This is a genomic window from Lewinellaceae bacterium, from assembly GCA_020636105.1.
Lineage (GTDB): Bacteria > Bacteroidota > Bacteroidia > Chitinophagales > Saprospiraceae > BCD1.
In genome coordinates, this window is the sequence record JACJYL010000002.1 from 1252883 (window position 1) to 1266827 (window position 13945).

Annotated in this window: 11 protein-coding genes; 7 read left to right on the forward strand and 4 right to left on the reverse strand. The window is 37.0% G+C overall.

Annotated features, from left to right (window positions below):
* Positions 1–10: 10 nt before the first annotated feature.
* Together H6571_22085 and H6571_22090 are read right to left on the reverse strand one after the other, a co-directional pair.
* Positions 11–2365, reverse strand: coding sequence for a hypothetical protein (locus H6571_22085; GenBank protein ID MCB9326444.1), 2355 nt, complete (start codon positions 2363–2365; stop codon positions 11–13).
* 761 nt (positions 2366–3126) lie between these two features.
* Positions 3127–3312 (reverse strand): hypothetical protein, encoded by a 186-nt coding sequence (locus tag H6571_22090; GenBank protein ID MCB9326445.1) that lies wholly within the window; start codon positions 3310–3312, stop codon positions 3127–3129.
* A 97-nt stretch (positions 3313–3409) separates the two neighbouring features.
* On the opposite strand from H6571_22090, the gene H6571_22095 reads away from it, so the two are divergent.
* The 7 genes from H6571_22095 (at position 3410) to H6571_22125 (ending at position 13218) form a co-directional block, all read left to right on the forward strand.
* Positions 3410–7720: a CusA/CzcA family heavy metal efflux RND transporter gene (locus H6571_22095; protein ID MCB9326446.1), complete on the forward strand. Its 4311-nt coding sequence runs from the start codon at positions 3410–3412 to the stop codon at positions 7718–7720.
* 13 nt (positions 7721–7733) lie between these two features.
* The gene (locus tag H6571_22100; protein ID MCB9326447.1) at positions 7734–8960 is read left to right on the forward strand and encodes an efflux RND transporter periplasmic adaptor subunit; all 1227 of its coding nucleotides are present in this window, start codon (positions 7734–7736) and stop codon (positions 8958–8960) included.
* 66 nt (positions 8961–9026) lie between these two features.
* Entirely contained in the window at positions 9027–9365 is a 339-nt protein-coding gene (locus tag H6571_22105; GenBank protein MCB9326448.1) for a P-II family nitrogen regulator, read from the forward strand.
* A gap of 60 nt (positions 9366–9425) precedes the next feature.
* Positions 9426–10079 (forward strand): methyltransferase domain-containing protein, encoded by a 654-nt coding sequence (locus H6571_22110; GenBank protein ID MCB9326449.1) that lies wholly within the window; start codon positions 9426–9428, stop codon positions 10077–10079.
* Positions 10080–10083: 4 nt separating this feature from the next.
* The gene (gene cadA, locus H6571_22115; protein MCB9326450.1) at positions 10084–12120 is read left to right on the forward strand and encodes a cadmium-translocating P-type ATPase; all 2037 of its coding nucleotides are present in this window, start codon (positions 10084–10086) and stop codon (positions 12118–12120) included.
* Positions 12121–12274: 154 nt separating this feature from the next.
* On the forward strand, positions 12275–12586 hold the full coding sequence (locus tag H6571_22120; protein MCB9326451.1) for a hypothetical protein: 312 nt from the start codon (positions 12275–12277) through the stop codon (positions 12584–12586).
* Positions 12587–12669: 83 nt separating this feature from the next.
* Entirely contained in the window at positions 12670–13218 is a 549-nt protein-coding gene (locus H6571_22125; protein ID MCB9326452.1) for a hypothetical protein, read from the forward strand.
* A 98-nt stretch (positions 13219–13316) separates the two neighbouring features.
* On the opposite strand, the gene H6571_22130 is transcribed toward H6571_22125, so the two are convergent.
* Positions 13317–13556 (reverse strand): hypothetical protein, encoded by a 240-nt coding sequence (locus H6571_22130; GenBank protein MCB9326453.1) that lies wholly within the window; start codon positions 13554–13556, stop codon positions 13317–13319.
* A gap of 167 nt (positions 13557–13723) precedes the next feature.
* Positions 13724–13939 (reverse strand): heavy-metal-associated domain-containing protein, encoded by a 216-nt coding sequence (locus H6571_22135; GenBank protein MCB9326454.1) that lies wholly within the window; start codon positions 13937–13939, stop codon positions 13724–13726.
* Between the last annotated feature and the right edge of the window lie 6 nt (positions 13940–13945).

Consider the following 13945-nt stretch of genomic DNA (forward strand, 5'->3'; position numbering starts at 1 on the left):
AATGTTTTTATTATGTTTTAAAAATCATCTTGTACCCAATTACCAGTAAAATAAGCAGCCCATACCCAATAAGTCCCAATAGAAACACCATTTTGTAGCCAATGGAAATAGCGATTACAATAGCAAATACAGACGCAGCAACGCCTGCCATACTCGAAACTCCCAATAAAATAGGAATTGCCTTTTTATCTTGGTATGTGATACCCATTTTAAGGATTATTGGAAAGGGCATCCCAATAAAAAAGGATGGCAAAAGTAGAAGCAGCGCTATTTCCATTCCTGACAAATGAGATTTTGAAATGGAAAGCAAAATAAATACCGTAATCAAACTGGCAACAATAATTGCGGATGTTGCTATCATCAAAGCCTTTGGCAGAGAGGTTTTGAAAAAACTGGTTAATAAACTTCCCAGCCCGTTGCCAAGCAAAAATGCAAATAACAATAAGGAAAATGATTGTGTTGGGTTTGAAAGCCTTAAGTTTAAAATTTGAAATAAATAGGCCTGGACAAAAAAGTAAGAAAAACCAAGTATCATTACCATGAAGGTCAGGTACCCAAAACTATTTAACTTTTTAGTTTTATCATCACTATTGATGGAAACCACTTTCCAGCCTATAATTATTTTGTATAGAACCCAGGCAATGATCGCAAAACCCAGCCAGAGTGGAATGGATAAGGCTTCCGGAATACCTCGAGTATAATTGAAAAAGAAAGGCGTGTTGTCATAGGAAGGGCTAAGGTTGTGCATGGAAGCTTCCCAAATTTTGCTATAGGCATATTTTCCCTTGGAAATATCATATAACAGGTTGTCAAACATGTACCAGGTATTATTGATATCTTTTGAACTTGTTTCATTGCCATTAATCTGATCGATATAAGGAAAGAAAAATATATCCCCGTCCATTTGATGATGATGAGCGGCGGCATGGATTTCTTCGATCCTTTCAGGGGTGAAAACATTTTTTCGAATGGCCATTACCGGGTTCATACCATTGGAAATAAGGTAAACGCTCTTTAAGGCTTCATCAGTTGAAATTCCTTTGCTGGTTTGTAATTCCAAATAATTGGCCAGCATTTTATAAGCTTCACTTTTCCCGTGCATCGTGAAGAAAATTATCCCTTCTTCGGTCAACGATTCCAGATAGTCATTAAGTGCTTCAACAGTAAAAAGGTAATTCTCTGTCAGGCCGTAAAAGTCAGCACCACGTCCTCCTTTTGTGATGGGAATTGTGAGTAAGATGGCATCATATTTACTATTACCCTCTTTGACAAAATTCCTGCCTTCGTTAAGAAAAATCTCAATATTATCCTTTCCTCCAAACGTCGGCTGATTGAAATTTTCCATTAATTCAACAAAGGATGGATTCACTTCTACCGCCTTAATAAATTTAAATCCGGCAATCCATGAAGCAGCAATATCTATCCCTCCGCCAGGGCCAATTATCAATGCAGTATCTTTTTCATTTTCTTCTAGATAATTCAGCGAAAAAAAAGCAGGAAATCCACCTAACTCATTCAGTAATTTAGTGGTATCACTTAATAATTCATCAATGTTGATTACGCTTGTTCCTGCTGCTCCATCTATGAATAAGACTTCAGATTCAGATTTATCCTGGTAAGTAAATTGAACCAAATCTGTCTTGCCAAAAGCACTCCATTGACTTGCCAGGATTTTAGTTTCTACGCCAGGACTTTTCATTAGCCTTAACATATCTTTTGATGGGTCATCAGCAATGGGTACGTTGGACAAAACTTTTTCTCCTCCAATAAATAAAATCAATAATAGGAAAGCGATGGCTGCAATGCCAATCTTTGAAAAACCTTGCTTATAGGATAAAATATGAATGACAAATGCCAATACCATAATTGAGGCAGCAATACCTATTACAAACCCAAGGTTTAATGAATTCAATAACAGGACAGAAAGTAGAGCTCCCAAGGCAGCTCCTAACAAATCAAAACCATATAAAAGAGCAATATGCTTTTTGTTGTTTTGAAATAGATGGGCATATATGAAACCTATAAAAATGAAAGGAAGTGTTGATAAAATTATAAAAAAAAGTAGGCCGGCATTGGCATTTGAAAAAATACCAAGCCTGGGAAGAACCAGTAGTGTGAGATAGCTGAACAATAAACTACCGGGCACAAAGGCAAACCAATTATTGATTGATTCTCCAACTTTATCTGAACTTTTTGAATACCACATTTGTCCTATCCCAAGTCCTAAAATGGAAAAGGCAATAATAATAAGCACAAAATGATAACTCAACATATAAGAGAACAGTCGGGAAAGACTAATCTCAAAAATAATAGTTCCTGAGGTTAAAAGAAAAATGATGGATATAATTGAAATATACCGTTTCATATTTACTCAAATTTTGATTGGCCCGTATTGATAATTTATACCAATGGCTTTCAAACTGTCAACCGATGAATGCTTGAGCTATAATCGTTTTGAAAAAAGTGTGTAAAATTGGCTTCGATCTTTAAACTAAAATCTTAAAAAAGAATCAATGATTATTTGAATAACAAAAAGGCCTTATTATTCCTTAACTATTTAATAATCATAAATTTACGGCTAAATATTAACGATTTATTGTCTTTTTTTGGGAGATGTTTATACAATCTTGTTAAGTATGAAAAAATCGAAACGAATGGATTAAGTAAAGTTCAATATTGAGGCTAATTTGTCGGCCGAATCATTTAAGGCACGTCGCTTCAATTACAGTTTTCGGAGAATACCGTTAAGCAGTATGTTCTATCTGGCAATTAAATAACCAGAACTTTTCCTATTTACTTTTATTATTAGATTCAGAACTGACAACTATTTTCATCCTCCTTTAAGCGAACAATTAAATGAGGAAAGCTAGGAAAAAAACTAACCCTCCTAAAAATGTTACCAGAACCATCAATAGAACACCACCAACTAAAGGAAGGTAACTTTAAAGGCCATTATACAATTTACAAACACATTTTTTTGTTATCTTTGCAACTTATGAAAATAACAATCCACATATTCATCATATACATGCTGGCGTTATCGCTCGTACCCTGCGGCGATGGGGGTGGTGGAATCGTGGAAATAACTAATCTACTCTTTGGAGAAGAATATCAGGATATTTCAGATCATGAGCAACATTCCAATGACTGTGGAGATGACCCATGTTCACCTTTTTGCATTTGTAGCTGTTGCTCCCCTGCTTTAGATATTCCTACAAAATTACCTTTCCATATAAAATTTCTTCCTCCAATACCAGTAAAAGCATCTTCTTTTCTTTCTAATATTATCCATTCCTCTTTCCACTCTTCCATCTGGCAACCGCCCAAATTTAGTTAGATCATTTTCGCAGGCTAACCTATGCCTGTATATCTCATTTTTTTATTGGTTTAACTAAATATCACATTCAATATGTTTGATAAGATTATCGCTTATTCGATACAGAATAAGTTCGTGATAGGGCTATTGGTAGCCGCCCTCATTGTTTGGGGATTATTCTCCTTGCGACAGATACCCATTGATGCCGTTCCTGATATTACGAATAATCAGGTACAAGTCATTACTTTATCGCCAACATTGGCTACCCAGGAAGTAGAGCAATTCATTACTACTCCCATTGAGCTGGCATTACAAAACATTCAACAATTAGTAGAAATACGTTCTATTTCCCGTTTTGGGCTTTCAGTAATAACTGTCGTTTTTGAAGAAGATATGGATGTTTACTTATCTCGCCAACTGGTCAGTGAGTATCTCAAAGAAGCTGAAGGCAACATTCCTTCAGGATTGGGAACACCAGAAATGGCTCCAATTTCTACTGGTCTGGGAGAAATTTACCAATATGTTATTCGACCTGCTGACGGGTTTGAAGATAAATATTCACCTACGGATTTACGAAGTATTCAGGATTGGATAGTTAGCCGCCAGTTGTCTGGTATTGAAGGCGTCGTAGAAGTAAATACAATGGGTGGTTTTCTAAAACAGTACGAAGTTGCTGTAAACCCTAATTTACTCAAATCCATAGGCATTAGCATAACCGATGTTTTTCATGCGCTTGAAAATAGTAATGAAAATACGGGTGGGGCTTATATCGAGAAAAACCCCAACACCTATTATATTCGAACAGACGGCGTTGCACAGTCATTGACAGACTTGGAAAATATTGTTGTAGATGTCCGAAATGGGAGGCCCATTTTGATAAAGGATGTAGCAACCGTTCAATTTGGCAAAGCTCCCCGATATGGCGCATTGGTAAGAGATGGAGAAGAAGCCGTTGGTGGTCGGGTAATGATGCTCAAAGGTGCAAATTCCGCAGCCGTCACCGAACGGGTCAAAGAACGGGTTGAGCAAATCAAAAAATCTTTGCCTGAAGGTGTAGTCATTGAACCTTATTTAGTCAGAGATAAATTAGTATCCACCGCTATTGGAACGGTTAAAACGAACTTACTGGAAGGAGGGCTAATTGTCATATTTATCCTTGTACTGATGTTGGGTAATTGGCGAGCAGGTTTAATAGTAGCATCAGTTATTCCACTGGCAATGTTATTTGCGGTTTCTATGATGAATTGGCTGGGAATCTCTGCCAATTTGATGAGCCTCGGAGCAATTGATTTCGGATTGATTGTAGATGGTGCGGTGATTATTGTTGAGACCGTTGTACATCGGTTACAAAAAGGTTTTGCAGGGCAAAAACTGACCCAAGTTCAGATAGATAAGGAAGTACAAACCGCTTCCATAAAAATAATGAATGCTTCGTCTTTTGGAATGATTATCATCTTGATGGTTTATATTCCAATTCTGGCTTTAGTAGGTGTAGAAGGAAAAATGTTTATCCCAATGGCTCAAACCGTAATGCTTGCAATCGGTGGTGCATTGATACTTTCATTGACTTATGTACCAATGATGTCCGCTTTATTTTTGAGTAAGAAGATTACTGATAAGAAGACTATTGCTGACCGTATTATTTCTTTTCTACAAAATTTATATACACCTGTTTTGAATGCTGCCTTGCGGCTGAAAGCAATTTTTGTATTGGCTACGGTGGCTCTTTTCATTTTTAGTTTTATCATTTTTAGCAGAATGGGTGGGGAGTTTATTCCCACATTGGAAGAAGGTGATTTAGCCATGCAACAAATTCTTCCTCCTGGTACTTCACTTTCGCAAAGTATTGAGATGGCATCCCTCATACAGAAGAAACTATTAAATGAATTTCCTGAGATTGAAGATATCGTTACTAACATCGGTGCTGCCGAAATACCTACCGACCCTATGCCAGTCGAAATTGGTGATTACGTTTTGGTAATGAAACCAAAATCAGAGTGGACTTCGGCGAGTAATCGAAAGGATATGTTTGAAAAAATAGAGAAATCATTAAGTGCCATTCCTGGAGTGGGTTACGAATTTTCTCAGCCTATACAGCTCCGGTTTAATGAATTGATGACAGGATCAAAGTCAGATATTGCTATTAAACTATACGGTCAGGACTTAGACCTAATTTATAGTAAAGCCAAAGAAGCAGAGAGTGTGATCACTAAAATTGATGGTGTAGGAACGGTCAATGTCGAACAAACCATTGGGATGCCTCAAATCATTATTAAATTCAAATATGATAAAATGGCGCAGTATGGTTTGCAGGTTAAGGAGGTTAATCAAGTAGTGAGAAGTGCTTTCGCTGGTGAAAGTGCAGGGGTCATTTATGAAGGGGAAAAACGATTTGATTTAGTGGTTCGACTGGATGAAAAATATCGTAATGGCCTGGCCGATGTTCAAAATTTATACATCACTTTAGACAATGGAACACAAGTGCCTTTGCAAGCAGTAGCAGATGTTGAGTTGATTGATGCACCTATGCAGATTTCCAGAGAAAACACCAATCGTAGAATTGTTATTGGGGTTAATGTAGGTGATACCGATGTCGAAACATTAGTCAGTAAAATCCAAGCGGAATTAGATGCTAAAGTTGAATTACCTGCTGGTTATTATTTCACTTATGGTGGTCAATTTGAAAATCTTAAAGCTGCCAACGCACGGCTAATGATAGCTGTACCGCTTGCACTTGCGCTTATTTTTATTATGCTCTTTTTTACTTTTGGTTCTATCTCACAAGCAGCATTGATTTTTACCGCTATTCCGCTTTCCGCTATTGGAGGAATTTGGGCATTAGAGCTTCGAGGGATGCCATTTAGTATTTCGGCAGGTATCGGATTCATCGCTTTATTTGGCGTTGCCGTTTTAAATGGTATTGTACTGATTGGTTATTTTAATCAATTAAAAATTGAAGGAATGACCAATATTCGAGAGCGGATTATCACGGGTACAAGTGTTCGATTAAGACCCGTATTAATGACCGCAATGGTGGCTTCTTTTGGTTTTCTTCCAATGGCACTTTCCACTTCTGGAGGTGCAGAGGTTCAGCGACCATTAGCAACGGTGGTCATTGGAGGTTTGTTAACCGCTACGTTCTTGACCTTAGTGGTATTGCCAATTTTATATAGTTGGCTGGCTCAATGGCAGGAAGGAAAAAACAAACCGTCTTTACCAACAAATGGCGCAATAATATTGTTACCCCTGCTATTTTTGGGTTGGTCTGCACAGGCACAACAACGATCGATTACAATGAGCGAAGCAGTTGAAATGGCTATTGCCAATAACCCCTCTGTTCGAGCTGCCAATTTACAAATTCAGCAAGGTCAGGCTTTACAGAATTTGAAATATAATCTTGGTTCAACAGATTTTAGTTATCAGGGTGATGGACTTTTTAAAGAAAATGGTCAGCGTGTAAACCAAATCGGGGTCATACAAAATATTCCCAACCCTGCTACGATTAGGGCACAAAATAGTTTACAAAATGAACAGGTGGCACAAAGCGTTTTGCGAAAGCAATTAACTGAAAAAGAATTGCGATTACAAGTACAGCAAAGCTATTTGGATTTACAGCAACGCAAAGAATTACGACAATTATATGAAAGGCTCATTCAGGTTTACGAACAATATGCGCAAATGGCAAAAGTTCGGGCAGATGTTGGAGAAGCCAATCGAATAGAATTGTTGACTATTCAATCCTCCTTGAATGAATACCAATTATTGGTGAATCAGGTGAATATAGAAATCACCAACTTGGAAAAGCAATTAGCAGGCTTACTCAACACCGACGAAGTCATTACCTCAACAGATAGTTTGATGGTCATTCCATTTGCTTTAAATGATAGTATCAATTCTTTTCGGGTACAATTAGCTAGTCAAAATATTCAGATTGAACAGGCTAATATTGAGATACTAAAAGCAAGGATGAAACCTGATTTTAATGTGGGTTACGCTGCTCAAAATTATTTTGATGGTGGTTGGCTACATGGACTACAGGCAGGAGTTCAGATTCCACTTTTTAATAAACAGACAAAGCAAAGAATTACGGCTCAACGATTACAAGTTGATGTTGCCCAAGCTAATTTAGAGACAGAACGTTTGCGAACTAAACAGGAATTACTCTCTGTCGGAAATGCCATTCAACTGTATGCAGCAGGAGTAGATTATTATCGAGAACAACTGGATAATCTCAATCCAGAAATGGAGAGAATTTCCGAACTTAATTATCAGGCAGGGGAAATTTCCTATCTCGAATTACTCAACACCCTCAACCTGCTTTCCAAAAATAACAAACAATACTGGGAACAGGTTCTATCGCATAACAAAGCAGTTGTGTTGTATCAATTTTTGTCAAATCAATAAAAATATTTCAAAAATGAAATTTATAAATCAATCAATCATATCAATTTTGTCAGTAGCGGTAATGCTTCTACTTTTCTCTTGCGGTAACGAACATAAAGAAGGAGATGGTCACAACCACGAAGACGAAACAGTTCATCATTCTGAAGATGATGGTCATGGAGAAGAACTCGAAGAAGGTGAAATTCATCTGACCAAAGAGCAAATAAAAACCATGAATATTCAATTTGGCGATTTTTCTAAAATCAAAATTAATGACTATGTAAGTGCTACGGGTACTTTAGGTTTACCTCCTAATGCTTTGACTTCCGTCAGCGCAAGGTCAAGTGGTTTTATTAAAAACAGCAACAAATATGTGGAAGGCAGCTATGTGAAAAAAGGAATTATCATGGCTTATTTAGAAAATCCTGAATTCATTCAACACCAACAGAAATATCTTGAAGTGGCTGCTGAATTAATTTTTGACCAACAAGAATTAGCTCGACAAAAATCTTTGGTTGTATCAAAAGCAGGGGTTGAAAAAAATGTGCAAAGACTTCAATCGCAGGTTAATATGAAAACCGCAACATTAAAGGGTATCGCCAAACAATTAGCTTATTTGGGAATCAAAGTGGATGAATTATCACCGGATAATATTGTCGAACGAATCCCGATATACGCTCCTATGGGAGGTTATATTACTTCGATTAATATGCACAACGGAATGTATGTCACACCTGAATTGGAACTGATGGAAATCGTCAATGAAAATCACCTGCATTTGGAGTTAGATATTTTTGAAAACGATATTGCCAATATAAAGGAAGAACAGAAAATCAGCTATACCGTTCCTGCTTTGGGAAATACGGTTTATGATGGCGAAGTTCATATTATTGGAAAAGAATTCAATACCGAAAATAAGACGGTTCGTATTCACGGTCATCTTGAAAAAGTACGCCCCCGATTCATCAAAGATTTATTCATTGAAGCTAAAATTTGGTTGACCGACCAAACGGTACAGGCATTACCTGAAAAAGCAATCATCAAAGATGGGGCTTCTTCTTACATCTATGTCGCTAATGACAAAACAGATGAAGACGAAATGAAGTTTGAACAAATCATGGTAATACCAAGTACTACTGACAAGGGCTTCACTTCCGTAAAATTGATTGATAAAATTCCTGATGGGATGAAAATAGTAACAAATGGAGCTTATTATGTTTATGCTCAATCTAAAGCAGGAGAGTTGGAGCATAAACATTAATGATAAAAATTGGTGGTGCTATTCCAAGCACTACCACCTCTTTAGTTTTGAATAAAAAATGAAAAAATGAAAGAAATAAAAGCATTTATAAAGCCTTCAAGAGTAACCAAAGTAGTAGAAGCCCTTGAAGCAGCAGGCTTCGAAAGTTTAACCCTGTCTAAAGGAGAAGGAACAGGTACGCATGAACGACCCGATGCAAGCCTTGATTTAGAGTATTTTTTTACCAATAGTTTGGTAGTAAAACTGGAACTGGTATGCCAGAACGAGGAGGCCGAAAAAGCAATTCAATTAATTTGTGAAAATGCACGTTCTCCTGAACCAGGAGATGGTATCATTTACATAACTGAGATTGAGGATGCCTTTAGTATTAAGACTAGAGAATCTCTTAAACGGTTTGATTTGTAAATGGGATATACAAGATTAATGGGGAAGGAATTATTTTGTTCCTTCCCCTAAAATTTATTTATGGTGCAATCATCAATAGAAGAAAGACAAAAACGAGCCATTCAATACTATGACAGGTTGGCAAAGATATACGATATTATCGCAGGCAAATGGTACTATCGCAAAGCCCGAAATTATGCCATTCAACAGATACAACTGAAAGAAGGGGAAGCCATCCTTAACCTCCCCTGCGGGACAGGGCAAAATTTTGAATATTTCCAGCGATATTTAAAAAGTACAGGAGTAGTCATTGGCATTGACCTATCAGATGGAATGATGGCACAAGCCAAAAAGAAAAAGGCTGAAAACAATTGGACAAATGTCAAAATCCTAAAAGGGGATGCCACAAAAATCACGAAAGATTGGATAGCAGAAAATGTATCCCCTCCTGTCCAAATAGATGCTGTATTGTGCGACCTGGGATTGTCAGGTTTTCCGCAATGGGAAAATATAATTGACAATATGCTTTCCCTTTTGAAACCAGGTGGCATTATGGTCATTATGGATTGGTACCTGCCTAAGCCTTCTTTGTGGGGAGCGTTTATTAAATGGATAGGGAAAGGCGAAGTGAACCGACCAATCTATCAATATTTAAAAACCAAAGTTGCTGAATATTCTGTCAATACTTCTTTTAATCGAGGAGGGGTCTTTGTGGCAACTGGAATTAAAAAATAACAATATGAAAAAAGATAATCATATTCATACCCATGACGAAAACGGCAAAATGACTTGCTGTTCATTAGAAGAAAAAATAGATAAAAATACTACTCCGTTGATAGTTCGCCAGAGCGTTGAACATAATGAGGAAGACGGACACGACCATTCAGATGAGCATAACCAAGATGGTGAACCTACTTGGAAAATATATTTCCCTTCAATAGTAAGTTTGGTATTACTTCTATCAGGATTAGCAATAGAACATTTACTAAAAGCAAGTTTTTTCGCAGGTTGGGTAAAAGTAGTTTGGTACACACTTGCCTATTTACCTGTTGGTTTGCCCGTTATCAAAGAAGCGTGGGAATCCCTTCGAAAAGGCGAAGTATTTACCGAATTTTTTCTAATGAGCATTGCCACTATTGGAGCTTTTGCGATTGGAGAATATCCCGAAGGAGTGGCGGTAATGCTCTTTTACGCCATTGGAGAGTTATTCCAAACCGCAGCCGTAAAACGAGCTAAAAACAATATCAAAGCCTTGCTTGATGTCCGTCCAAAAACGGCAAGTGTTCTAAGAAATGGAAATTATGAAACCATTAACCCCGAAACGGTACAAATAGGAGAAATTATTCAAGTCAAAGTTGGCGAGAAAATACCCTTAGACGGAACTTTGATTTCTAAAAAAGCAGCTCTCAATACCGCAGCACTTACGGGGGAAAGCAAACCGAAAAATGTCCAAAAAAATGAAAAGGTAATGGCTGGCTCTATCAATCTTGACGGTGTGATTGAAGTAGGAGTAGAAAAATTATTTAACGATAGTTCCATTGCCCGTATTCTAGAATTAGTACAAAACGCAACTTCTCGTAAATCAAAGACAGAATTGTTAATCAGGCGTTTGGCAAAAATCTATACGCCAATTGTGGTTTATTTAGCGATTGCTATTTGTGTAGTCCCCTATTTCTTTGTATCGGATTATCTGTTTGCAGATTGGCTATATAGGGCTTTGATTTTCTTAGTAATTTCCTGTCCTTGCGCTTTAGTAATATCTATCCCATTGGGATATTTTGGAGGATTAGGCGCAGCTTCCAAAAATGGCATATTGTTCAAAGGGGCGACTTATCTCGACCAGTTGACAAAAGTAAACACTTTGGTCATGGACAAGACAGGTACAGTTACTAAAGGTGTTTTTAAGATTAAAGACATTGTATTGTTAGGTGATTTTAATGAAAGTAAATTCATGGAATTACTAATGGCAATTGAGGCAAAATCCACACATCCAATTGCCAAAGCAATTATGGCATATTCGAAAAATGGCATATTGTCCGAAGCGACCAATATTCAGGAAATTGCAGGAAAAGGGTTAAAAGGTGAAGTGGAAGGAAAAACGCTTTTAGTCGGCAACAAAAAGTTGATGGAGCAGTTCAATGTCATTATTCCGGCCGAAACAAATGAGATAGTAGAAAGCATTGTGATGGTGGGTATTGACAGTCAATTTGCAGGCTACATTACCATTGCGGATGAACTAAAAGAGGATGCAATTCAAAGTATCCAACAACTCCAAAAAGTAGGCATCAAACACCTAACCATGCTATCAGGTGATAAAAATTCTATCACACAAAAGGTAGCTAAAGAATTGGGTATTGAGGATGCCAAAGGTGGTCTATTGCCCGAAGACAAATTAAACGAAGTTGAAAAAATTAAAGAGGACCCCACTAAGGTGGTCGCTTTCGTTGGTGATGGCATCAACGATGCTCCTGTTTTAGCGCTAAGTGATGTTGGAATAGCAATGGGTGGTTTGGGAAGTGATGTTGCCATTGAAACTGCTGATGTTATTATCCAAACTGACCAGCCTTCTAAAATTGTAACGGGTATCAAAATAGCGAAATCTACTCAACGGATTATTTGGCAGAATATCGTTTTAGCTTTTGGAGTGAAAGTAATTGTTTTGATTTTGGGGGCAGGTGGTTTAGCTACGATGTGGGAAGCGGTTTTTGCTGATGTGGGGGTGGCCTTGTTGGCTATTTTAAATGCGGTGAGGTTGCAGCGGATGGAGTGGAATTAGCAGCCCCATGTATCATGCTCTTTCTAACAAATATTTTTCTTAATAAGAATAAATAGATGATAAAAGTTTCATATGTTAACTGACATTGATCACTAACTTGGATAGTTTAATAGTCTAATTTTGTGTTTTAAATTAAAACTTCGTCCAATTTATTTTGAAAATAATTATTCAAATATTAATTATTCATGTTGCCTTTTTGGGCAATTTCCCTAATCAGTGTAACTGTAATAATGGACAAAGTGGTATGGACGATTATTCTTGTAAAGATGATGGTCTCGGGAACAAACACCCTAATTCGTGTTCACCATTTTGTGGACATTTTTGTTGCGGTATAACAATCAATATTGTTGAAATTGCACAGCTTGAATTCCAGAGGATTCCACCTCCTGAAGAAGAAATATTTTATTATCAACAGTCCATTCTGTCAAACTTTTTTCACGCTGTTTGGCATCCTCCTAAAGCATAATATTCTTATTCCTCCGGCCTTTTATGAAAAGGTTTTTATTAGATGCAGCTTTTGCATTAATTAATGACTTATAAAGTAATATTATGAAAAACGTAAAAATAAATTTGATGGCTATTGCAGCGATGATAGCCATATTGTTTTCTTCTTGTGATAAATTGGATCTTGTTTCTAATAATCAGTTTGGAGATATATTAGGCACCTATACAGGTACAATGGTTAACGATAATGACCCGGGTACAATTTTTGATGCTACCGCTGTGGTGACAATGGGAATAGATTCGATTTTACAAATCCATTGTTTTACTGAGCACTTTGATACCACTATTATGCTTGATACCTATCACCATGGTGACAGTATTATGGTTTGTAATACCGGTCAGGATTTTTTCAATGAATATGGACACCACCAATCAGGACATTCAAATAACTGTAATGGTATGATGGGCAATGGAATGATGGGTAACACGGATAATCCTTCATGCGAATGGGAAGAACATATGGCCAATGATCATAACCCTGGTGATAGGCATTTTGGAAGTTTTAATACACTAGACAATTCTTTTGGTTATGACTTTGGAATGCAATCCAACGGTTTGAATTATTTTAAAAAATTTAGAGGTACAAAAGAATAAAGATTTTTTTTATTTCTAAATCTCATAAATAAACTTGATACATCCCGAATTTTACCTGACGGCAAAATTCGGGATATTTTTTCGTAACCTATTGATTGTCAATCCTCCGGGTATTTATTTTTCGGCCTTATGGATTTTTGGGTAACAATTCTTAGTGTAGATTTTGAGGGCTGGCCTCGTGAAAGCACCCATGTTTGAGCCTGCCTTCCGTCGCAGTCGCGGAGCAGGCAGGCCTGACAAAGGAAGGCGAGCCTGCCTGACGGCATAGGCAGGTTTGGGTGCGTGGCCAAAATTGAACCTGCCTGCAGCAGCAGGCTTAGATTTGTCCAAAAATACATAAAGCCTTGATTTTTTGGTACTTTTTTATCAAGAAAAAAGTACATAATTAATTGAAAATCAATTCTTTAAAATGGATAAAATTGGTTAAACTCTAAAAACCAATACAATTAATTCTATTTACAAAAAATTCGGGATGATTCATGTTTTTTTCTAAGTGCCAACCGTTCTATAACTCTATAAGCTCTGCATTGAATCCTGCTTTTTGGACAGTATTTTTGATTTCTCCAGCAGTTAAACCAGTGGATTGAACAGTCAATATTCTATCAATACTGGCCAAGTCGACTGCCCATGCTTCAATTTGATTCTCATTATCTAAAACAGGAGTCACTTTTGATAAACATCCTGTACAATTTATGTTCGTTTTAAATTTTAATTCATTCATAATCTT